The 24493-nt window shown below is 36.6% G+C and carries 13 protein-coding genes and 1 pseudogene; 12 read left to right on the top strand and 2 right to left on the bottom strand.

Annotation, left to right across the window (positions count from 1 at the left end; translation table 11 throughout):
- Positions 1-217: 217 nt before the first annotated feature.
- The 4 genes from IQ247_RS09415 to IQ247_RS09400 all read left to right on the top strand — a co-directional run bounded on the left by IQ247_RS09415 (position 218) and on the right by IQ247_RS09400 (position 10068).
- Positions 218-1060: a DUF2887 domain-containing protein gene (locus IQ247_RS09415; RefSeq protein ID WP_193919268.1), complete on the top strand. Its 843-nt coding sequence runs from the start codon at positions 218-220 to the stop codon at positions 1058-1060.
- Between the two features lie 171 nt (positions 1061-1231).
- A complete protein-coding gene (locus IQ247_RS09410) occupies positions 1232-1405 on the top strand; it encodes a hypothetical protein (protein WP_193919266.1) in 174 nt (57 codons plus the stop codon).
- A gap of 12 nt (positions 1406-1417) precedes the next feature.
- Positions 1418-1783 (top strand): ABC transporter substrate-binding protein, encoded by a 366-nt coding sequence (locus IQ247_RS09405; RefSeq protein WP_193919264.1) that lies wholly within the window; start codon positions 1418-1420, stop codon positions 1781-1783.
- A 101-nt stretch (positions 1784-1884) separates the two neighbouring features.
- Positions 1885-10068 (top strand): non-ribosomal peptide synthetase, encoded by an 8184-nt coding sequence (locus IQ247_RS09400; RefSeq protein WP_193919262.1) that lies wholly within the window; start codon positions 1885-1887, stop codon positions 10066-10068.
- 266 nt (positions 10069-10334) lie between these two features.
- Here IQ247_RS09400 and IQ247_RS32470 read toward each other — a convergent pair whose 3' ends face one another.
- Positions 10335-10655, bottom strand: coding sequence for a hypothetical protein (locus IQ247_RS32470; protein WP_228059602.1), 321 nt, complete (start codon positions 10653-10655; stop codon positions 10335-10337).
- 72 nt (positions 10656-10727) lie between these two features.
- Positions 10728-10790, bottom strand: a pseudogene (locus tag IQ247_RS33575) (hypothetical protein); the annotation flags it as partial.
- A 452-nt stretch (positions 10791-11242) separates the two neighbouring features.
- Here IQ247_RS33575 and IQ247_RS09390 point away from each other — a divergent pair.
- The 8 genes from IQ247_RS09390 (at position 11243) to IQ247_RS33085 (ending at position 24450) form a co-directional block, all read left to right on the top strand.
- Entirely contained in the window at positions 11243-14536 is a 3294-nt protein-coding gene (locus IQ247_RS09390; protein WP_193919260.1) for a non-ribosomal peptide synthetase, read from the top strand.
- A 146-nt stretch (positions 14537-14682) separates the two neighbouring features.
- The gene (locus IQ247_RS09385) at positions 14683-15597 is read left to right on the top strand and encodes a 2OG-Fe(II) oxygenase (protein WP_193919258.1); all 915 of its coding nucleotides are present in this window, start codon (positions 14683-14685) and stop codon (positions 15595-15597) included.
- Positions 15598-15746: 149 nt separating this feature from the next.
- On the top strand, positions 15747-16454 hold the full coding sequence (locus IQ247_RS09380) for a hypothetical protein (protein WP_193919256.1): 708 nt from the start codon (positions 15747-15749) through the stop codon (positions 16452-16454).
- 105 nt (positions 16455-16559) lie between these two features.
- Positions 16560-20183, top strand: coding sequence for a non-ribosomal peptide synthetase (locus IQ247_RS09375; protein WP_193919254.1), 3624 nt, complete (start codon positions 16560-16562; stop codon positions 20181-20183).
- Between the two features lie 73 nt (positions 20184-20256).
- The gene (locus IQ247_RS09370; RefSeq protein ID WP_193919252.1) at positions 20257-23277 is read left to right on the top strand and encodes a thioester reductase domain-containing protein; all 3021 of its coding nucleotides are present in this window, start codon (positions 20257-20259) and stop codon (positions 23275-23277) included.
- A gap of 243 nt (positions 23278-23520) precedes the next feature.
- A complete protein-coding gene (locus IQ247_RS33095) occupies positions 23521-23895 on the top strand; it encodes a DUF2887 domain-containing protein (RefSeq protein ID WP_265579676.1) in 375 nt (124 codons plus the stop codon).
- A complete protein-coding gene (locus tag IQ247_RS33090) occupies positions 23889-24323 on the top strand; it encodes a DUF2887 domain-containing protein (RefSeq protein WP_322745471.1) in 435 nt (144 codons plus the stop codon). The genes IQ247_RS33095 and IQ247_RS33090 overlap by 7 nt, the downstream gene beginning before the upstream one ends.
- 25 nt (positions 24324-24348) lie before the next feature.
- Positions 24349-24450: a DUF4351 domain-containing protein gene (locus tag IQ247_RS33085; protein ID WP_322745470.1), complete on the top strand. Its 102-nt coding sequence runs from the start codon at positions 24349-24351 to the stop codon at positions 24448-24450.
- Positions 24451-24493: the final 43 nt, after the last annotated feature.

The following is a 24493-nucleotide window of genomic DNA, read 5'->3' as shown; positions in this document are numbered from 1 at the left end:
CAAGCACAAGTCATTGAACAGCAACCAAAACAAATTAGCTGCGTAGAAACAATTAAAAAAGTTGAACGAAATAACAACCAAGAAATATTAGAAAACTTGGAAGAAATTTCTGAAGAAGACGTTGATGCTTTATTAAAACAAATGATGGAAGAGTAGCAATATGTAACCCAATTATGATTAAATGTATTCCAAACTGAATCAGATTTAAGAAATAATTATGCGTCGAGATTCGATTTTTTATAAATTATTTCAACAATATCCAGCTTTACTATTTGAATTGTTGACAAACCCACCGGAGAATGCATCTGAATACAAGTTTGATTCGGTAGCTGTTAAAGAACCAAGATTTGAAATTGATGGGGTGTTCGTACCACCGGAAAATGAAAGTCCAGGAGCAGTATATTTTTGTGAGGTGCAATTCCAAAAGGATGAAAGACTTTATGAACGGGTAGATGCAGAAACTTCTCTTTATTTCTACCGTAATCGTAACAGATTCACTGACTGGCAAATAGTTATAATTTATCCCAATCGTAGCATTGAACAAAGCGATATTTACCCACATCGCTCATTTCTGAATGGTGGACAAGTATATCGGGTTTTTTTGGATGAATTAGGAGATATTCGCGAACTACCATTGGGATTAGCGGTAATGCTGCTGACTACAATTAATGAACAGCAAGCACCAGAAGAAGCTAGGTATTTATTACAAAGAACTCAACAAGAAAATCCTCAGCCTTCAAGTCAAGCCATAATAGAATTAGTGACGACGATAATAACTTATAAATTTGAAAATTTAAGTAGGAGAGAGGTAGAAGATATGTTAGGGATTACGCTCAAGGAAACGCGAGTTTACCGTGAAATTAAGCAAGAAGGAAGACAAGCGGAAGCACAATCGCTCATCCTGCGTCAACTAACCCGACGGGTGGGAGAATTATCACAACAAGTGCGATCGCGCATTGAAACCCTACCTTTAGAACAATTAGAAAACCTTGCTGAAGCGTTGCTTGATTTTAATAGCATGGCTGATTTACAAAGTTGGTTAGATACGGTTGGGGAATGATCGGAGATGGGGTAATGGGTAATTGGTAATTGGTAATGGGTAATCCTTTATTTCTTGCTTCTGCCCATAATTCGGCTGCTAACTCTCAGGTTGGTTCATTAACAGGAAGAAAATCTATGAAGTTTTTTATTTGAGTTAAATTATTTAGGTCGTGAAATTCCATTTTACCTCATGGGTGGTAATGGATATCAAGCAGCATTGCGAAGACTCCGCGATATTGCTTGCTTAACTGATCGACTAGCTCAAGCAGAAATGGCGATCGCAACAATTAATCATCGTCTACAGATGTATAGTAATACTATTCCCACAACAGCTTACAAAACGGTGCTATTTATGGGAGGGTGAAAAATCAACTGTTTGAGTGGTAAATTTATCATTGAAACCAATATCGGAACTTTTGGCAGCATTATTCAACGATTTAGCCATTATCCCTGGTTTGAACCCAAAGGTTACAATATCGAACCAGGTTTAACAAATGTTTCTCTGAAAAAAATTTTGTCGGTAAATCCCGATATCATTTTCTTCCAAACATACTCTCCAGGCAAAATTCCCCTATCCCAACAACTTGCTAATAATCGAACCTGGCAACAATTAAAAGCAGTACAAAATAATCATGTTTATGAAATAGAACAATTATGGCATTATGCTAACGGTATCAGGATGATTAATTTGATGCTTGATAAATTAATGCCGATAATATACCCTACATTTTTTAATAATTAAATAAAAATGTATAGGAGTCAATAACCGGCGTTACAATAAAGCCTCTTGCCTTTTGCCTCTTACCTATTTTAACAATATTAGAAGTTTAAAACTATTTAAAAATGTCTAAATCTCTAGAAAACCTCTCCCCAGAACAAAAGCGTCAATTACTAGCAAAACTACTTCAAGAAAAAGCCAACAAACCCCAAAACTTTCCTCTCTCCTTTGCTCAAAAACGATTATGGTTTCTCGACAAACTGCAACCAGAATCATCAGCGTATAATATTCCCGCAGCTTTACATTTAACTGGTTCTGTTAATATCATTCTTTTACAACAAAGTCTTAATCAAATTATTCAGCGTCATGAAGTATTACGCTCTAGTTTTACGGTAGTAGAAGAGGAACCCATACAGCAAGTTTATCCTAAATTAAAATTAAAATTTCCTCTGATTGACTTACAATTATTACCAAACCAGCAGCAAGAACAACAAGTTAAACAGTTAATTAAAAAAACATCGATACAACCATTTGATTTATCTGATAAACCTTTATTTCGAGTCAAATTAATTAAATTAAACTCTGAGGAATATGTGTTGTTATTCACCATGCATCACATTATCTCAGATTATTTTTCGATGCGATTATTAATCCGAGAATTAGCAACAATTTATCAATCTTTGAGTAAAGGAGAAACAGCACAACTACCAGAATTAACTGTTCAATATGGCGATTACGCAACTTGGGAGCAAAAATGGTTAAAAAGTCCAAAACGTGATATCCAACTAAAATACTGGCAAAAAAACTTAGCTAATTATCCACCTTTATTAGCACTACCTACCGACTATCCTCGTCCACCCGTACAAAGATTTCGTGGTGCTAGAGAATTTTTCGCTCTTTCCCAAGACTTATCAAAGGCACTCAAAAATCTTAGCCAAGGTCAAAATACTACCTTATTTATGACCTTATTAGCAGCGTTTAAAATATTACTTTATCGCTACAGTAATCAAGAAGATATACTAATTGGTTCTACGATTACAAATCGAGAAAATCAGGCTGAAATTAGTAACTTAATCGGATTATTTGTTAATAACCTCATCTTCCGTACCAATTTATCCGGTAATCCCAGTTTTGACGATTTCCTTCAACAAGTCCGGAATGTTACGTTAAATGCATACGCAAATCAAGACTTACCCTACGAGTATTTAGTAGAACAACTGCAACCAGAACGCAATCTCAGCTATAATCCGTTGTTTCAGGTGATGTTTATTCTACATAATACACCTACACAAACCATAAATTTATCGGGGTTATCGTTAAAATATCTCGAACCAGAACACGAAACTTCCAGATTTGACTTAAGTCTGGATATGTATGAAACAGCTTCGGGTTTAACGGGAATTTTTGAATATAATACAGATTTATTTGCGAAGTCAACTATTGAAAGAATTATCGGTCATTTCCAAATTCTGTTAACAGCAATTGTCACCAAACCCGAACAAAAAATTTGCCAACTCCCCCTATTAACCCTAGGAGAACAACAGCAACTACTCATAGAATGGAACAATACAAACCGCGAATATTCTCCTATTTGTCTACATCAACTAATTGAAAATCAAGTAGAACTTACTCCCTCAAAAATCGCAGTCGTATTTGAATCGCAACAGCTTACATATAAAGAGTTAAACGAAAAAGCAAATCAACTTGCTCATTATTTAAAATCAATAGGAGTAAAAACACAAACCAAAGTAGGAATATATTTACAACGTTCAGAAAAAATCTTAATTACATTACTCGCAATTCTCAAAGCAGGTGGAACCTATATTCCTTTAGATCCAGCATTCCCCCAAGAACGTTTAATATATATGATTGAAAATTCAGGGGTGAATTTTTTAATTACCGATTCAAAAACCTCACCCCTAACCGAGATACAGAGAAAAACGCTGATTAACCTAGATTGCGATCGCGAATTAATCGAACAAAAATCCCACTCAAACCTAGCACCTCAAACAACACCCAACCATTTAGCCTACATCATCTACACATCAGGTTCCACAGGAAAACCCAAAGCAGTGCAAATTCTGCACAAATCCTTAGTGAACTGTCTTGAATCAATGCAGCAGCAACCAGGAATCACATCAGATGACATTTTACTATCAGTGACAACATTATCATTCGATATTGCCGCATTAGAATTATATCTCCCTTTAATTACAGGAGCGCGGTTAATCATTGCTAGTAGAGAAACTACCACAGATGGAATATTATTAGCGCAAAGTATAGAGAATAATCAAGTAACAATAATGCAAGCGACTCCGGCAACTTGGAGGTTATTGTTAACAGCAGGATGGGAAGGAAGTCAAAACTTAAAAATTCTCAGTGGTGGAGAAGCTTTAGATAGATTAATAGCAGCAGAATTAGTTAAACGTGGTAAAGAATTATGGAATTTATATGGACCAACGGAAGCAACAATATGGTCTAGTGTAATTCAAATTACGGGTGATTTTATTAATGATTGTGTTGCGATTGGTAAACCGATTAATAATACTCAGTTTTATGTTGTTGATGATGATTTACAACCAGTTCCTATAGGGGTAGCGGGACAGTTATATATTGGTGGTGTGGGATTAGCTAGTGGTTATTTGAATCAACCGGAATTGACAGCGGAAAGGTTTGTTGATAATTGGTTTAGTATTGAGGAAGTAGGATTAATTAACCGCAGAGACGCTGAGAGCGCTGAGGAAAGAGGGGAAAGAGAGATTCATGATTCTAAGTTGTATAAGACGGGGGATTTAGTAAGATATTTACATGATGGGAATTTGGAGTATTTGGGAAGAATTGATTATCAAGTTAAGTTACGTGGTTTTCGGATTGAGTTGGGGGAAATTGAAGCGGTTTTGATGCAGCATCCACAGGTGAATCAAGCTGTGGTAACTTTATATGATAATCAAGATGATGAAAAATTAATTGCTTATTTAATTGCGGAAGAAGAAGTATCAATAACTCAATTAAGGCAATTTCTACAAAGTAAGTTACCTGGTTATATGATTCCTTCTGATTATATGATGTTAGAAGAGTTTCCCCTGACTCCTAATCGTAAAGTTGATCGAAAAGCTTTGCCGTTACCTGAACAAATTGATATTCAAGAAAAGAGAAATTTGATTGCTGCTCGTAATCCAATTGAAGAACTTTTAGTAAATATTTGGTTGCAGATTCTAGGAGTTGAAAGAATTAGTGTTGATGATAATTTCTTTGAGTTGGGGGGACATTCTTTACTTGCGACTCGTGTAATTTCTCAAATTCGGGAAGTGTTTGCTGTTGAGTTACCTTTACGAATATTGTTTGAAAATCCGACGATTATTGGAATAGCTGAAGCTATTACTACAAGCAAATTAGAATTTATTCAACCGAAAATTGAGAAAATCGAACGTCAAAATAAATTACCGATTTCTTTTGCTCAACAACGTCAGTGGTTTTTATCAGAATTGGAACCGGATAGTCCTTTTTATAATATACCTGCTGCACTACAAATAAGCGGTGAACTTGATATTTTAGTACTTGAAGCTAGTTTTCAAGAAATTATCAATCGTCACGAAGTTTTACGTACTGCTTTTTTCACAGTTGAAGGAAAACCTGTTGCTCAATTATTATCTATAAATGAATTTCAATTACAAATAATTGATTTAACTAATTTAACTGAACTAATTCAACAAGAAAAAGTAAAACTAATAGCTACAGAAGAAGCACAAGAACCTTTTCAACTTGATAAACCTCCTTTATTAAGGGTAAAATTACTGCGTTTGAATTCTCAAAGTCATGTAATTCTCATAACTTTGCATCATATTATTGCAGATGGTTGGTCGATGGGAGTGTTAGTAAAAGAAGTTGCTCTTATATATCAAGAGGAAACCTCACCCCGTCCTGACGGACACCCCTCTCCTTATCAAGGAGAGGGGAAGGGGGTGAGGTTAAATGAATTACCAATTCAATACGCTGATTTTGCAGCTTGGCAAAGAAATTTACTTCAGGGAGAAGTAAGAAAAAAACAGTTAAATTACTGGCATAATCAGTTACAAAATGCTCCTAATTTGTTGGAGTTACCTACTGATTTTCCTCGTGGTGCTGTACAAACTACACGGGGTGGAAGTATAAAATTTGAATTATCTGTAGAGTTATCTCAAGCGCTCAAACAATTGAGTCAGAAATCTGGATGTACGCTATTTATGACTTTATTAGCTGCATTTCAAACGTTATTGTATCGCTATAGTAACAGTGAAGATATTGTCATTGGAAGTGCGATCGCCAATCGTCATCGTGCTGAGTTAGAAGGGTTGATTGGTTGTTTTGCGAATACTCTTGCTTTGCGGACAAGTTTATCGGGAAATCCAACTTTTGAGGAATTATTAAATAGAGTTAGAGAAGTTGCTTTAGGTGCTTATGCTCATCAAGATTTACCTTTTGAACAGTTGATAGATGAATTGCAATTAGTACGTTCTTTAAGTTATACACCGTTGTTCCAGGTGATGTTTCTGTTGCAAAATGCTTCTATTCAACCTTTGATATTAGAAGATTTAAGTTGGAGTCCGATTAATAGCGATAATGGTACGGCTAAATTTGACTTAACGCTGTCCATGAGTGAAACAGCAAACGGGTTAATTGGTAGCTTTGAGTATAACCAAGATTTGTTTAAAGTCAGTACTATTGAACGTATGATTGGACATTGGCAAACTTTATTACAAGCAATAGTCGAAAATCCCCAACAAAAACTTTATGAATTACCTTTATTAACTGTATCAGAACAACAACAGTTACTTGTTGAATGGAATCAAACTCAAGTAAACTATCCCCAAAGTTCTATTGATCAATTATTTGAAATACAAGTAGAGAAAATACCTGATAGTATTGCAATTGTAGACGAAAATCAACAACTTACATATCAAGAATTAAATATTAGGTCAAATCAATTAGCTAATTATTTAATCAAATTGGGAGTAAAACCAGAAACACGGGTAGGAATCTGCGTCGAACGTCGTATAAATATGGTAATTGGATTGTTGGCTATTCTTAAAGCAGGAGGAGCTTATGTTCCTTTAGATCCAAAATATCCCCAAGAACGTTTATCATATATGCTTAAAGATGCTGAGGTATCTGTTTTAATTCAGAACTCGGATTTTGAAATTTCTAATTCGGAATCGTTAAATGTTGTTCACTTCAAAAGTGATTGGAATATAATAACTCAGCAAAACACAACAAATATTAATCTAAAAATAGAACCCGAAAACTTAGCTTATGTCATCTACACATCAGGTTCTACCGGAAAACCCAAAGGTGTCGCAATTACTCACCGTAGTGCTACAATATTAATTCATTGGTCGCGGGATGTGTTCACCGATAAACAACTTGCAGGAGTACTCGCATCAACTTCCATTTGTTTTGATTTATCTGTATTTGAATTATTTGTACCTTTATCTTGGGGTGGGAAAGTAATTTTAGCAGAAAATGCTCTACAACTTCCCTACCTGAATACAGCAAATTCAGTTACTTTAATTAATACAGTACCAAGTGCAATATTACAATTATCGCAATTAAAAGCCATCCCTAATTCCGTTAATACAATTAACTTAGCTGGAGAAGCGTTACAACAAAGTTTAGTACAACAACTCCAACAACATGACCATATTGAAAATATTTATAATCTTTACGGTCCCAGTGAAGATACCACATATTCAACCTATGCACTAGTATCTGGAGATAGGGAACAGGGAGCAGGGAGTAGGGAGCAGGGGGACAAGGAGACAAGGAGACAAGGAGAAAAAGAATTAATTACCAATTACCAATTACCAATTACCAATTACCAATCTCCTCCTATCGGAAGTGCGATCGCAAATACTCAAACCTATATTCTCGACTCCTATCTACAACCAGTTCCCATAGGTATTCCCGGTGAATTGTATCTTGGGGGTGATGGTTTAATGCGGGGGTATCTCAATCGAGCAGAATTAACCGCAGAAAAATTAATTCCTAATCCGTTTTTTGAAGAGAAAACCTCACCCCCTTCCCCTCTCCTTAGTAAGGAGAGGGGTGTAAGTTCTTCCCCTCTCCTTGATAAGGAGAGGGGTGTAAGTTCTTCCCCTCTCCTTGATAAGGAGAGGGGTGTCCGTCAGGACGGGGTGAGGTTCTTAGACAAACGTCTATACAAAACTGGTGATAAAGCACGTTACTTATCAAACGGAAATATTGAATATCTCGGACGTTTTGATAATCAAGTAAAAATTAGAGGTTTTCGGATTGAATTAGGAGAAATTGAAAGTGCTTTGAATCAACATCCCGAAGTTAATCAAGCTGTTACCAAAGTATGGGAAGATACATTTGTAAATAAACGATTAGTCGCTTACTTTGTATTAACAAATCCTGTCAATGAAAATAATTTTTTAACTCAATTACGTCATTTTCTCCAAAATAAACTTCCCGATTATATGATTCCGGCTATCTTTATGATGTTGGAAGAAATGCCATTAACTCCTAATGGTAAAATTAATCGTCGCGCTCTTCCGGAACCAAATATTTCAAATAATCAGAATAATAATAGTAATAATAAGAATATTAATCATGCAGAAGCAAGAACACAACAAGAACAAATATTAACACAAATTTGGAGTCAATTACTTGGTATTGAATCAATCGGAATTCATGATAACTTTTTTGAATTGGGTGGTGATTCAATTTTAGCAATACAGGTGATTGCCAAAGCCAGTCAAGCTGGTTTACGTTTATTACCCAAACAATTATTTCAATATCAAACAATAGCAGAATTAGCAGCAGTAGCGGATACTGTTTCTGTAAATGCAGAACAAGGAATCATTACAGGTATTGTACCTTTAACACCAATTCAACATTGGTTTTTTGCTCAAAATCTTGCCGATTCCCACCACTGGAATCAATCGATTATGCTTGAAGTTGATAAATCGATTTCCTTTACATATATAGAGCAAAGCATACAGACACTTTTCGCACATCATGACGCATTGCGTTTACAATTCCGAAATATAGAACAAACTACAGAATTTGGTTTACAGCAAATTAATGCCGATGTAGATAATTATATAAATAAACAAACTCCATTATTACAATTTGATTTATCAGCTTTAAATGAAAAACAGCAACAATCAACAATAACCACAACAGCAACACAACTACAAACAAGTCTTGATTTGACAACAGGATTAGTACGTGTAGCATTTTTCAAATTAAATAATCATAATATTAATAATAATACCAATCGCTTACTATTTATAATTCACCATTTAGTTATCGATGGAATATCTTGGCGGATTTTATTATCTGACTTACAAACGATTTTTACACAATTAACTTCCCATCAAAAAATCCAATTACCACCAAAAACTACATCATTTCAATATTGGGCTAAATCTCTACAAAATTATGCTCAATCTCAAATATCTTCATCAACAGTAAAATATTGGCAAAATGTCTGTAAATCACCAGCAAATTCCTTACCATTAGATTATTCAGTAGAAAATAACACTGTTGCGACAACAAATACAGTTTCAATCACTTTTACTGTTGAAGAAACACAAGCTTTATTACAACAAGTACCATTATCATACCAAACTCAAATTAATGATGTATTACTAACAGCATTAGTGCAAACCTTTGAAAAATGGACGGGAGAAAAACGTTTATTAATTGATTTAGAAGCACACGGAAGAGAAGATTTATTTAACGAAGTAGATATATCTCGTACTGTAGGTTGGTTTACTACCATGTTTCCAGTGTGGCTGGATTTGAGTACAGTAAAAGATGCCCAAAAACAAACAATTTCTGCTCTGAAAACTATTAAAGAACAACTACGTCAAATTCCCAACCGAGGAATTGATTATGGTATTTTGCGCTATTTGGGTAATCAAGAAATACAAACACAACTTAGTGCCATTTCTCCACAAATCCGATTTAATTATTTTGGTCAAGTTGATGGAGTTTTTGCAGAATCAACCTTGATAAAACCAGCAACAGAATCTACGGGTACAGTTCGTAGCAAACGCGGTAAACGAGATATTTTACTAGAAATTAATAGTATTATTAGTGGAGGTCAATTAAGGCTGGATTGGATTTATTCTCAAGCAGTTCACCGTAGAAGTACTATTATTAATCTTAGTGAATTATATCTGAGTGCTTTGCGTAATCTGATTCAACTTTGTTGTGATGAAATTGGAGGTTATACACCTTCCGATTTTCCCCAAATGCAGTTGAGTCAAGATGAATTAGATGATATTTTGGAAGATTTGTAGGAAGGGGAGTTAGGAGTTAGGAGTTAGGAGTTTGATGTATGAAACGGATTTTTTGGGAAACCGAAATTTTTGTAGAGACGCGATATATCGCGTCTTTTTACTAATTCGTAATTCGTAATTTTTGGGTAGTCCCTGAGCTATGCCGAAGGGCGCACCGTCTCAAACAGTCTTTAACTACGAATTACGAATTATCAATTACGAATTATTTTAAATGTTTGTAGTTGGGCTTCAGCCCTTAATTTACAGCAATCAATCGCAACTACGAACTAAGCGAAAGCAAAATTATCCTCACTCAAGCTAGTTGCAACAATACCTTGTAATATCGCTAAATCGGAACCATTTACAGCAATCAAAGTATTATCTTCTTGTTGAGTAATACTCAAATCATCAAAGCCAATACCCTCTTCATCTAAAATAAAGTCAAATAAAATAACGTCGAAGCCAATACTTAACCCAGCGATACCAAGGACATCTTCACCTAAAGTAAAGTCAGTAATGATGTTGGCTGCATCGGGAATTTCTGCTGTAGCAATCCAGAATTGGTCTGCACCAGCACCACCTGTAATGATATTATCACCACCACTCATGACGAAGAACTTATCATCACCTTCACCACCGATAATGCGATCTCCGAAGGAGCGAGCGAAGCTATCGCCACTTCCAAGAATGAAAGTATCGTCACCGCTACCACCATAGATTCGGTTTCCACCTTCGCTACCGATAGAAGCATCAATTAAATCACTTTCATCTCCACCGAAAATTAGTTGATTGCTACCAAAGACTTCGATAGCTGGTTAAAAGATTTCCATTTGCATCGTAAGTAAAGGTTTCGTTCTGTTTACCAATAATAATATTAAAAATAGGTATGGGTAATATTTGCGTTGAGATGTTATTTACAGTCATAGTTTGTCCCTCAAAAAGTACTTAAGTGAATATTACTATGATTTATTGATTGATCAAGTGTTTTTTGCGACACGTTTACAAAGTATCTCGCTAAAATAGCTTGTATCGTCCTTAGTGGATGTTTGAAAAGTTTAATTTAATATTTGAATGGGCGCTTCGTTACTTTATAATTTGAGATATAAACTAGAGTTGCGTGTTACAGCTTCATCCTGAATTTCTAGTCAAAGCAATATCGCTTACTTTAAAAATCTTCCACACTTAAGTATAAAAAATGGATAAACAAAAAAATATTGAGAATATATATCCCCTTTCACCGATGCAGCAAGGTATACTATTTCACAGCTTGCTGTCACCGGATGCTGGTGCTTATGTACCCCAAGTTTGTATTACTGTTGATGGATTGACAGATGTAATCGCTTTTCAAAAGTCTTGGAATGAAGTATTTCAACGACATTCTATATTACGCACGGCTTTTCGGTGGGAAAAACGAGACCAATCTTTTCAAGTAGTATATCGGGTTTTAGATTTACCTTGGCAACAGCAGGATTGGCGGGAATTCTCACCGGAAGAACAACAGCACAAGTTAGAAGATTTTCTGGAGGAGGATAGACAGCAGGGATTTGACCTCAAAATTCCCCCTTTATTGCGGATTACTTTAATTCATTTAACAGAAAGCTGCTATCATCTGATTTGGACGCAACACCATTTAATTATCGATGGTTGGTCAGCTGGATTAGTTCTTAAAGAAGTTTTTCAACTATATCAAGTATTTCATAAAGGTGCAGATTTACCTGATTTATTAATCTATAACTATCGTCCTTATGCTGACTATATTACTTGGTTGGGAGAGCAAGATTTATCAACGGCTGAAAAATTTTGGAAAACGCAACTCGAAGGATTTTCTACACCTAATGTTCTACAAGTTAAACAATCGTCGTCAAATTCAATAAAACCTAATTGGACTGAACAACAAATTTCTTTACCAGCTTCTATTACCAATAACCTGAAAACTTTAGCAAAGAATCATCAATTCACTCTAAACACTTTGATTCAAGGAGCTTTTGCTATCCTGTTGAGTCGTTATTCTAATCAAGATGATATCGTTTTTGGTGCTACCAGTTCCGGTCGTCCCCCTACGCTTACCGGGTCTGAATCAATGGTAGGATTATTTATCAATACTCTACCAGTACGAGTGCAAGTTGACCCCGAAGCATCTTTAATTCCCTGGTTACAACAACTGCAAACTCAACAAATAGAGGCATTACAGTATGAATATACACCGTTACTAGAAATTCAAAACTGGAGCGAGATTCCACGGGGTTCAATGCTATTCGAGCATATTCTAGTATTTGAAAACTATCCGGTTGATGCTTCATTATTGCGATCGCAAGACGGATTGAAAATTGAAAAAGTAAATTCTCTGGAATGGACAAGTTTTCCTTTGACAATGCTGGTATCGGTAGCTAGTGAACTAACTTTTAAAATTAAATATGATTCAAATCGCTTTGATGATTCGAGAATTTCTGGTTTATTCGTGAGTTTCTATACTCTTTTAGAAGCAATTGCGAATAATCCTTTTTCTTCTTTGATAAAATTACCCGTGTTAACCGATGCACAACAGCAGTTATTAACAGAGTGGAATTTAACGCAAAGTGAATATCCGCAGCAATGCATCCACGAATTATTTGAAGCACAAGTTGAGCTTACCCCGAATGCAACTGCGGTAATTTTTAAGGATGATTTGCTTACCTATCAAGAGCTTAATACTAAAGCAAATCAGTTAGCGCATTACCTGCAAACTCTCGGAGTACAATCAGAAGTTTTAGTTGGTATTAGTTTAGAACGCTCTGTAGAAATGGTAATCGCTATCCTTGCTATTTTAAAAGCAGGTGGTGCTTACGTTCCCCTCGATCCAGAATATCCCCAAGAGCGATTAGATTTTATCAAGCAAGAAACTCAAGTAAAAACGGTTCTAACTCAAGATAAAATTACAGAAATTCTCTCAGATGCTGCTCAATTATTGCAATCTAATCCTGTAAATAATACAATTCCAGAAAATAGTATTTATGTTATTTATACTTCTGGCTCTACAGGTAAACCAAAAGGAGTAATAAACACCCATCGCGGCTTAGTAAATCGGCTGTACTGGATGCAACAAACCTATCAACTCACAGCAGATGACCGAGTTTTGCAAAAAACACCCTTTAGCTTCGACGTTTCCGTTTGGGAATTTTTCTGGACATTATTATTTGGCGCAACTTTAATCATAGCTGAACCCGGAGGACATAAAGACAGTGGATATTTAGTAAATTTAATTAAAGAGCAACAAATTACTACGCTGCATTTTGTTCCTTCGATGCTCGAAGCTTTTCTAGAAGAACCACAATTAGAATTTTGTACATCTCTCAAAAGAGTGATTTGTAGTGGTGAAGCATTAACATCTGAACTCCAAAAACGTTTCTTTACTCATCTTAATGCTCAACTACATAACCTTTACGGTCCCACAGAAGCCGCAATTGATGTAACTTATTATGAAGGCAGAAGGCAGGAGGCAGAAGGCAGAAGGAAAGAGGAAAAAGGTATTAAGAATACTTCTCCCCATCCTTTTACTATTCCGATTGGTACTCCCATTCACAATACTCAAATTTACATTCTCGATTCTCATTTACGTCAGGTTCCGATTGGAGTTGCTGGAGAATTGTATATTGGAGGTGATGGTTTAGCACGCGGGTATCTTAAGCGTCCCGATTTGACAGCACAAAGCTTTATTCCTAATCCGTTTAATGAAACCTCACCCCCTTCCCCTCTCCTTACTAAGGAGAGGGGTGCCGAAGGCGGGGTGAGGTTGAGTTCAAAATTATACAAAACTGGAGATAAAGCACGTTATTTACCAGATGGGAACATTGAATTTTTGGGACGAATTGACTATCAGGTGAAGATTCGTGGTTTCCGCATTGAGCTAGGTGAAATTGAAGTTGTGTTATTGCAACATCCGGAAGTTAAAACTGCTGTAGTTATTGCCAAAGAATATCAAAGCCAAAACCAAAATAATAATTCACGACTTGTTGCTTATGTTGTTCCTATTCAAGAAGAAACAGAAACAGCCGAGCTAAAAACATCTTTGCGCTCTTTCTTAGAAGCAAAATTACCCAGTTACATGATACCTTCTGCATTTGTAATTTTGGAATCTATACCGCTGACACCCAACGGTAAAATTGATAGACGTTCTTTGTTAGCACTGGATGAAATGGGTGTAAAATTGTTTCATCAGGTACTACCGCGCAACTCTACCGAAGAAATGATTGCTATTATCTGGAAAGAAGTTTTAAAACTCGAACAAGTTGGAATTTACGATAACTTCTTTGACTTGGGTGGTAACTCACTTTTAGCAACTCGGATCAACTCCCGCTTGCGACAAACATTTGAACTAGATTTACCATTGAGAAGCATTTTTGAAAAACCGACAATTGTGGCGATCGCCGTTTATATCCAAGCCTTACAAATCACCATACAGCAACAAAACTCGAATACCCCAACCACAGGACGCAAAGAAATCGAACTGTAATATTATGTTCGTAGTTGCGCTTCAGCGCTTCCGGATTAAGATGCGCTAAAGCGCAACTACGAACCATTACCGTCGCAATGTATTAAAATAATCAAGAATAATTATTAATAAAAACGTAAATAATATATTAACAATCGGTAATACAAATGATGTTGAACAGCAAACAGAGTCATAGCCAACCAGAAACCGAATTTGAGAATGCAGAAATATCCAACATTCTAAATTCGTTAGCGATCAAATCTCAACAAACCTTAGAAAAAATTCTTGACGATACAGAAACTCCCCCATCAGAAAGAGCAGAAATCGCTTTAAAAATCTTACAAATTGCTAAGTATTCAGATAAAAGCGAGCAAATAAAAGTAATTGATAACAAGAATATTAAATTACCACTTACGGTAAAAAATTCCGAACCAGCAAAAATTGCTCAGTTTCCCACAAATAATAAAAGTACATCTCAGACAGAATCTCAATTTTTCCCCGCTAATTACTTACAAATTGACAACTTTTTACCCCAAGAAGAATATCAAAAAGTTATAGATACAGCCTTTAATAAACAATCAGAGTTTAAAGATTCTAGAACCGTTACTAATACCGAAAATTATCGTCAATCATTGATTTTACCAGGGAAAGAGTTTTCTGAAGTTTATTATTTAGTAAAAAATAAGCTTTTAGAAACATTTCCATCTCTTATAAATCAGTTAAAACATCCTGAGTTTTCGGTTTCCCATGTAGAAATGCAGATGACGGCTCATAATGATGGTGCATTTTACAAAGCTCATACTGATGCAGGAAGCGAAAAAACTAAAACTAGAGAATTGACTTATGTATATTACTTTTATCAAGAGCCAAAACAATTTTCAGGTGGTGAATTAAAAATATATGATACAGAAATGCAGGGTAAAAAGATTATTCAAAAGGAGAATAGTAGAGTTATAGAACCCCGTAATAATAGTATTGTTTTCTTCAACAGTCGCTGTAAACATGAAGTATTACCGATTTTGTGTTCGTCTGGGGAATTTAAAGCTAGTCGTTTTACGCTGAATGGCTGGTTGCGACGGTAAATTTCACATTACCGGGCGGTTGAAACCGCGTCTACACAAACAAAACCCGCCTGCGCGGGTTATAAATTAATTAATTAGTCCACGCAGGTGGACTTTGCCTGTGTAGACGCGAATTAATTCGCCATTTTATTTCTAGATTATAATAATTAATGAAGATTTTTTGGCTCGCATTTTCTTCAATCAACCTTTTACTTTTAATTTTTCTATTCAGTTGTGGATTTAGTAACTCAGAATATGAAACTAAAAATATTCAGGGCTGGAAAGTTAAAATTAATCGTAAACTTTGGAAAGAAGAAAAACAAATTACCAAAGACGCGATCGCGTTACTCGATGTAAAATTAAAAAATGTCGATCGCGTTGTTCCCCGAAAACACCATGATTTTCTCAAAAGCGTGACTATTTGGGTGGAAAAAGACATTCAGGGTTTTTCCGGAATGGTTTACCATCCTTCTGCAAAATGGTTAAAAAATCATGGTTATAATCCAGATAAAGCTAAAGCTGTCGAAATTACCAATATCCGCAATTTTATTTCCAGAACAAAAACCCAACCTTGGCACGTTTTACACGAACTAGCTCATGCTTATCACGATAACGTTATCGGCAAAGACTTTCAACCAATTATTAATGCTTATAATCATGCTGTAAATGCGGGTTTATATCGAAAAGTACCTAAAAATCACGGTAAAAAAGCAAAAGATGCTTATGCTTTAAAAAATAAATCAGAGTATTTTGCAGAACTATCAGAAGCTTACTTTGGTGAAAATGACTTTTATCCTTTTAATAGAAAACAATTAAAAGAATACGATATCCAAGGATATTCTGCAATAGAAAAGGCTTGGAAAATTGATAATAATTAATTTTGGCTGGTTTGTTTTTCCGCTTATATTTGGGAGACATTATTAAAACGTCTCTACAATTTTTTTCCTCTGCCTCTAGAAGGATTTATTTTAAATCAAAATCCCATGAATACTATAGAACAATTCCTGACCCATCTTCACAATTTAGATGTCCAACTATGGCTCGAAGACGATACAAAATTACGCTGTAGCGCTCCAGATGACATTCTCACACCCGAACTTACCGCTCAATTACAAACCCGTAAACCCGAAATTATCGCCTTTCTCCAACAAGCAAATTTAGTTAATCAAAAAACAGTTACTTCCATCCCAGCTACCCCACGAACTAACAAATTACCTTTATCTTTTGCTCAACAAAGACTATGGTTTCTCGAACAACTGCAACCCGGTAGTTCTACATATCATATTCCTACAGCAGTTCGTCTTACTGGTACTTTAAATATCAAAGTTTTACAACAAGTTCTTAATACTATTATTGAACGTCACGAAATTCTCCGCACTAACTTTAAAGCCGTTGATGAAGAGTTAGTTCAAGTTATTTCTCCCAGTCGAGAACTTATTCTAAACTCAATTAATCTGCAACTGATACCGAAATCAGAACAAGAAATTAAAGTAAAGGAAATTGCGATCGCAGAAGCTCAAAAACCTTTCGATTTAGAGCAAGATTTACTGTTACGAGTCACTTTGCTAGAACTCGATCAAACCGAGTACGTAATACTTTTGACCATGCATCACATTATCTCAGATGGCTGGTCAATGCAAGTGCTGGTAAAAGAAATTGCAACTTTATACGCAGCTTTATCTCAAGGTATTCCGTCTCCTTTAAAACCATTACCAATCCAGTATGCTGATTTTGCAGTTTGGCAGCGTCAGTGGTTGCAGGGGGAAGTATTAGCAACGCAGCTTGGTTACTGGAAGCAACAGCTAGGAGGTACTTTACCAGTAATTCAGTTACCTACAGATTTTCCCCGTTCTAGAGTTCAGGCTTTCCGAGGTGAAACGGTTTCTTTTCAGCTTTCATCAGAATTGAGCAATAAATTGAAAACCATTGCTTCTTCCGAGAAAGCAACTTTATTTATGACTCTGCTGGCAGCATACAAAGTTCTGCTCTATCGCTACACCGGACAAGCAGATATTATAGTTGGTTCTCCCATCGCGAATCGGAATCGGGCTGAATTAGAAGGGTTAATTGGCTTTTTTGTCAATACTTTGGTGTTACGGACTGACTTAAATGGAAATCCGACATTTCAAGAAGTATTGCAGCAGGTGCGTCAGATAACTTGGGATGCTTACGATCGCCAAGACTTACCATTTGAGAAGTTAGTAGAAGAATTACATCCAGAAAGGGATTTGAGTTACAATCCCTTATTTCAAATCAAATTTAGACTGGAAAATCCACCAGCAGAGAAAATAGAAATACCGGGTTTAACTTTAAGTTCTTTGGGGCAGGTAAATGCTAGCGCCAAATTAGATTTAAGCTTGGATATGTACGAAACTCCCGATGGTTTAGTGGGAGGATTTGAGTACAACCTCGATTTATTTGGGAAAACTACTATCGAGCGGATGGTAGGACATTTTTGTACATTATTAGAAGGAATTGCGAATCAACCAACTCAGCTTATAGGGGAATTACCGTTACTTACCCCCACAGAAAAACAACAAATCTTGGTGGAATGGAATCAAACCCAAAAAGAATTTTCTCAAGAAAAGTGTTTCCATCAATTATTTGAAGCACAAGTAGAAAAAAACAGTAATGCGATCGCCATAATTTACAACGATGAGCAACTTACTTATCAAGAATTAAATCACCGCAGCAATCAACTCGCTCATTATTTACAAAGTAATGGAGTAGCTCCGGAAGTACGGGTGGGAATTTGTATTCAACGTTCCCCCGCAATTATTATTGCGATGCTTGCCGTACACAAAGCAGGTGGTGCATACGTTCCCCTCGATCCCGCATATCCTTTAGAAAGATTAGCATTTATGGTGGAAGATGCTCAAATATCTTTATTATTAACTCATAACCAAACTACTGATGTAGCGAAGCAGATTATAACAGATTCTTTTTCTAACAAATTTAAGAATAAGAAAAAAACCGCAGAGGCGCTGAGGACGCTGAGGAAGAGGGAAGAAGAGGAATTCGGAATAATTCCGATGCAAACGGAAAAGATGTTAATTAATCTTGATAGTTTTTGGGAAGAGAATAATAGCTCGCAAAACTATCAAAATCCTACAAGTGGAGTTACAACCGACAATCTCGCATATTTAATCTACACCTCCGGTTCTACAGGAAAACCCAAAGGTGTACTGATTCCTCATCGGGGATTAACTAACCTTACAGAAGATAAAATCCGAGTTTGCGATGTTCATCCCGATAGCTGTATACTGCAATTCTTCTCATTTAGTTTCGATGCTTCGATTCCAGAAATCATTATGGCATTGGCTAGTGGTGCTAAACTTTATCTTGCATCCGATAAAGATGTAATTCCCGGACTTCCTTTAGTAAAATTATTGCGGGATAAACAAGTTACTCATATTACAATTACACCTTCAGCATTATCAGCTTTACCCGTTGAAGAATTACCAGCCTTGAAAATGGTATTAGTTGGTGGTGAAGCACCTTCCCCCGAACTAATAACGAAATGGTCGCAAAAACGCAGATTTATTAACGCTTACGGACCTACAGAAGTTACCGTCAACGCCAGCATGGTACAGTGTGGCAATGGTAATCCGATTTTACCCGTGTTGCGATCGAGTACCAACAAACAACTTTATATATTAGATAATAATCTGCAACCTCTACCAGTCGGCGTACTTGGGGAACTTCACATAGCTGGTGTCGGTTTAGCGCGAGGTTACTTGAATCGACCAGATTTGACAGCCGAAAAATTTATTCCCAATCCGTTTAATGATAAAACCTCACCCCCATCCCCTCTCCTTGTAAAGGAGAAGGGTGTCCGAATTTCCCCTCTCCTTGATAAGGAGAAGGGTGTCCGAATTTCCCCTCTCCTTGATAAGGAGAGGGGTGCCGGAGGCGGGGTGAGGTTATACAAAACTGGAGACTTAGCCTGTTATCTCCCAGACGGTAGCATTAAATTATTTGGTCGGATTGATAATCAAGTAAAAATTCGTGGTTTTCGGATTGAAATCGGGGAAATTGAAGCGCTACTAAATCAATATCCCGGTATCCAAGCCAGCATTGTCATAGTTCGAGAAGATAACCCTGGTGATAAACGCTTAGTCGCTTATATTGTCCCTGAAAGTAAAAACAAAACTCCCACATCTTCCGAATTACGTCGTGTCTTAAAAGAAAAATTAGCAGACTACATGATTCCTGCTGCATTTGTAATGCTAGATGCTTTACCACTGACTCCTAACGGTAAAGTTGATCCAAAATCCCTTCCTGTTCCCGATTGGTTTGGTAATGCTGAGTCTACATTTGTCGCACCTCGGACACCGACTGAAGAAAAGTTAGTTAAAATATTTACCAGCGTGCTTGAGCTAGAAACAGTAGGGGTAGAAGATGACTTCTTTACCTTGGGAGGACATTCTTTGTTAGCAACTAAATTAATTGGTCAGTTGCTGAAAATATTTGATGTTGAAATCACTGTAATTGATTTGTTTGAAGCGCCTACTGTTGCTGAGTTAGCAGAGCGGATAGATCAGAATTTGCTGACTCAAGGTTTTGTTAGTGATGTTGAGGGGGAGAGGGAGGAGATGGAGTTTTAAACGCAAAGGGACGCGGAGGTTTTCGCGAAGGAACGCGGAGAGGAAGAAGTATTTGAGGTATTTTTAATTACTGATGAATAAAGACAAAGTTTATCTAAAACCAAACGCGATCGCCGAACCTTTAATCAACCAGTGGTATGCTTGGTCATATTTGGTACCACCTGCAACTGCTGCGATGTATATTGCTGATTCCCATATCAAAATTATGGAGTCTTTTATCGAAGCTCCGCAAGTGCATAAGTCAGCTTTGCAAAATCCGGCGATGATGGGGGGACCTTTTATTAATTATGATATTGATAGGGTTGATGAAATTAAGGATTTACTCGCAAAAACTAAGGCAGAACAAGCTAGTTTATTAAAGTTAGCTTACTCTATTCACGATTTAGAAAATATTTTACGCGAACAAGCAACTGGATATTCTTTAGAACCTTTATACGAACAAGTTCCAGAAGAATTAAAGGGTTATGTAGAACTTGTTTATGATGCTAACAATCATGCCGCAATTCGTTTGATTGAAGGTCTTTTATATCGCAGTTCCGATTATCAAACTGCTCGTCAAACAGTTGCTTTATCTTTGACGGATGAAGATTCTCGCTCTTTTGTTTTAAGTACCCCTCGTTTACCATCAGAAGATACTTTACATCTCGATTTTAAATTTAATCATCCTGCTTGGGATAGATTATTTAGAATGCGATATCAGGCAGATTCTTATAATGAAATCAAAGAAATCTTTCAGATAAAAAGTCATCAAGAAGCTGTATTTTCTTCTTTATTTACAACCGAAAAACCTCCTGAATCGAATAATTATCAAGGTGATGATGTTCGGGTTCGTTATTTCGGTCATGCTTGTGTTTTGATAGAAACTCAAGATATTACTATACTATGCGACCCACTAATTAGTTATCAACATCGCGCTGGAATTACTCGCTATACCTATGCCGATTTACCGGAAGTAATTGACTATGCTGTAATTACTCACAATCATCAAGACCATGTAATGTTTGAAACTTTACTACAATTGCGGCACAAAATCCGTAATGTTGTAGTACCAAAAGGTAATAAAGGTACTTTGATAGACCCTTCTTTAAAGTTAATTTTAGAAGCAATTGGTTTTAATAATGTCAAAGAAATTGATGATTTAGAAACTATAGAAATTAACGATGGATTTATAATAGCATTACCCGTACTCGGCGAACATGGTGACTTAAATATTGCCACAAAAGCTGCTTATTGGTTCAATATTAAAGGTAGAAAGATATTATGTGCTGCTGATTCTAATAATATAGAACCTGCTTTATATAGAAATTTACATTGTCTTTTGGGCGATGTAGATGTAATGTTTATTGGTATGGAATGCGATGGCGCTCCTTATACATGGGCTTATGGTTCTTTGTTAACCCAATCTGTTCCCAGAAAAATGGCACAGACGCGAAGATTAGATGGTTCTGATGCTCAAAAAGCGTTTAATTTAGTCAATCAATTTCATCCGCAACAGGTTTATGTTTATGCGATGGGACAAGAGCCTTGGTTGACTTATATTACATCGATTAATTATACAGATGATTCTCGTCCGATTATTGAGTCTAATAAGTTAGTTGAGCAATGTCTACAAGATGGTATCTATAGCGAGCGTTTGTTTGGTTGTAAGGAAATTATTTTAGGAGAATTTAACCGCAGAGGACGCAGAGGGCGCAAAGAAATAGAGGGAAGGAGTTATAATAATCAGAAGGAAAAAATTAAACCTATTAACGAGTTTCTCAAAGAGCTTTCCGACAAAGATATTAAACTCTGGGTGGAAGAGAATCAAGATACTTCAGAGGAACCCAAGCTTAAGTGTAATGCTCCCAAAGGTGGTTTAACTTCCGAAATTAAAACTGAAATTAAACAGCGGAAAGCAGAGATTGTGCAATTTTTGCACGAGCGAGCCAATGGTAGTAAGCTCGATTTAGAAGCAGAAGCTGTTTTAGATGAAAGAATTCAACCTGAAAATTGTATCCCATCTACTGTTGCGCTTAATAACATTCTTTTGACGGGAGCAACGGGTTTTATTGGTGCTTTCCTTCTCTATGAGTTATTACAAACAACTGAAGCTAAAATTCACTGTCTCATCCGGGCTGAAAATACTGAATCGGCACGAGATAAAATTAAAAAGTCTCTAGAATCCTATAATCTTTGCGAACAATGGCAAGATTCATTGAGTAGTCGCATTATTCCCATTGTCGGAGATTTATCTCAACCATTATTAGGACTTTCTCAAAGCCAGTTTCAACAACTTTCTACTGAAATTGACACTATTTACCATAACGGCGCATGGGTTCATCATACATCCCCTTATTCTTTACTGAAAACAACTAATGTGTTGGGAACTCAAGAAGTTTTGCGATTAGCTTGTAAAAACAAAGTTAAACCCGTACACTTTATTTCCACCATCAGCGTATTTGCTGGCACAAACCAAATTATCTACGAAAATCAACCCCTTGACGTAAACCGTACTCCTGCTGGTGGTTACGCTCAAACTAAATGGGTAGCGGAAAAATTGATGACAATAGCCCGTCAGCGAAACCTTCCCGTTTCAATTTACCGCGTAGGAGCCGTTAGCGGAGACAGCCAAACGGGAGTTTTTAACAGAAATGATTTTCTTTACAAAATGATTCAGGGTTGCGTGCAGCTAGGAAGCGCCCCTGTAGGTAATATGATGTTAGATATAATGCCAGTAGACTACGTTAGTCAGGCAATAATTAATTTATCCAAACAATCTCAATCTTGGGGCAAAGTTTTTCATTTGGTACATCCACAACCAGTTTCTGTAGATGTATTATTTAAACAACTTGATTCGATGGGTTATCCCGTCGAAAGACTTCCTTACCAGCAATGGCGAGAAAAATTACTGAAAATTATCGAAAATTCTCCCAACCATCCTTTGTATGCTATTGCTTCTTTATTCTCTGCCAATTCCAGCAATAGTACAACCGAGTCAAAACCTTTACAGTTTGATGCTCATAATACATTAACCGGACTTGCCGATACTTCAATTATCTGTCCGGCGATAGATGCACAATTGTTATCTACTTATATTTCTTATTTGATGAAGTAATTGGGGATTGGGCATGGGGGATTGGGCATGGGAAGATGAGGACAAGGAGACAAGAATTCTGGCGTTGCAGAATCCGGGTATGAATATAGATTTTGAGACGTTACAGTGTAACGTCTCTACACAGGTTTCGGTTATCTATAAAATTTGATTCATACTTCTTTTCAGCAACGCCAGAATTCTTAACTCCTCACTCCTAACTCAAAACCTTTAACCTTTAACCTTTGACCTTTATTACTGATTTCCATGCGCCGAGATTCAATTTTTTATAAATTATTTCAACAATACCCGGCTTTATTGTTTGAACTGTTGACAAATCAGCCGGAAAATGCATCCGAATACACGTTTGATTCCAAAGCTGTTAAAGAACCGAGATTTGAAATTGATGGTGTATTTGTACCACCGGAAAATCAAAGTCCGGGGGTAGTGTACTTTTGTGAAGTACAATTTCAAACGGATGAAATGCTTTATGAGCGGGTGTTTGCGGAAACCTATTTGTATTTTTATCGTAATCGTAAGAGATATAGCGATTTACAAATAGTAATAATTTACCCATCGCGTAATATCGAACAAAGTGAAGCAGTACGGTCTTGGGGTCTCCCCAAGTGGAGTAACTGCTGAACCCGAAGGGTGATATTTATCCCTATCGGAACCAGCTTAACTGCGACCAAGTACATCGGATATATTTAGATGAATTAGGAGATATTCGACAATTACCTGTATGGGTAGCTTTAATGCTTTTAACAACAGTTCCGGAGCAGCAAGCACCAGAAGAAGCTAGGTATTTATTACAAAGAACTCAACAAGAAACACCTCAACCTTCGACTCAAGCCATAATAGAGTTAATAACCACGATAATAGCCTACAAATTTGAACAACTTAGCCGAAGGGAGGTAGAAGAAATGTTAGGAATTACGTTTGAGGAAACCCGATTTTACCGGGATATCAAAGAAGAAGGAGAACAAAGGGGACGCGAAAAAGAAGCACGATCGCTTATTCTCCGTCAGCTAACTCGACGGGTGGGAGAATTATCTCAAGAAGCGCGTTAAGCGAAGCTCACCGAAGGTATCGCGAATTGAAAAACTTCCTTTAGAACAATTAGAAAATCTTGGTGAAGCACTGCTTGATTTTAACAGCATGGGTGATTTACAAACTTGGTTGGATGCCGTTGAGTGATAAGGAGAGGGAGAAGAGGGGGAAGAGGGGGTAGAGGGGGAAG

This window comes from Plectonema cf. radiosum LEGE 06105, from assembly GCF_015207665.1.
In the GTDB taxonomy this organism is placed as follows: Bacteria; Cyanobacteriota; Cyanobacteriia; order Cyanobacteriales; family Nostocaceae; genus Rivularia; species Rivularia radiosa_A.
This window is presented reverse-complemented; position numbering and strand designations above follow the sequence as displayed.

What these genes read in the sequence shown, in the direction of transcription:
- IQ247_RS09415 (WP_193919268.1), top strand. Translation starts at nt 218, where the DNA reads ATGCGTCGAGATTCGATTTTTTATAAATTATTTCAACAATATCCAGCT.
- IQ247_RS09410 (WP_193919266.1), top strand. Translation starts at nt 1,232, where the DNA reads ATGGGTGGTAATGGATATCAAGCAGCATTGCGAAGACTCCGCGATATT.
- IQ247_RS09400 (WP_193919262.1), top strand. Translation starts at nt 1,885, where the DNA reads ATGTCTAAATCTCTAGAAAACCTCTCCCCAGAACAAAAGCGTCAATTA.
- IQ247_RS32470 (WP_228059602.1), bottom strand. Translation starts at nt 10,655, where the DNA reads ATGAGTGGTGGTGATAATATCATTACAGGTGGTGCTGGTGCAGACCAA.
- IQ247_RS09390 (WP_193919260.1), top strand. Translation starts at nt 11,243, where the DNA reads ATGGATAAACAAAAAAATATTGAGAATATATATCCCCTTTCACCGATG.
- IQ247_RS09385 (WP_193919258.1), top strand. Translation starts at nt 14,683, where the DNA reads ATGATGTTGAACAGCAAACAGAGTCATAGCCAACCAGAAACCGAATTT.
- IQ247_RS09380 (WP_193919256.1), top strand. Translation starts at nt 15,747, where the DNA reads ATGAAGATTTTTTGGCTCGCATTTTCTTCAATCAACCTTTTACTTTTA.
- IQ247_RS09375 (WP_193919254.1), top strand. Translation starts at nt 16,560, where the DNA reads ATGAATACTATAGAACAATTCCTGACCCATCTTCACAATTTAGATGTC.
- IQ247_RS09370 (WP_193919252.1), top strand. Translation starts at nt 20,257, where the DNA reads ATGAATAAAGACAAAGTTTATCTAAAACCAAACGCGATCGCCGAACCT.
- IQ247_RS33095 (WP_265579676.1), top strand. Translation starts at nt 23,521, where the DNA reads ATGCGCCGAGATTCAATTTTTTATAAATTATTTCAACAATACCCGGCT.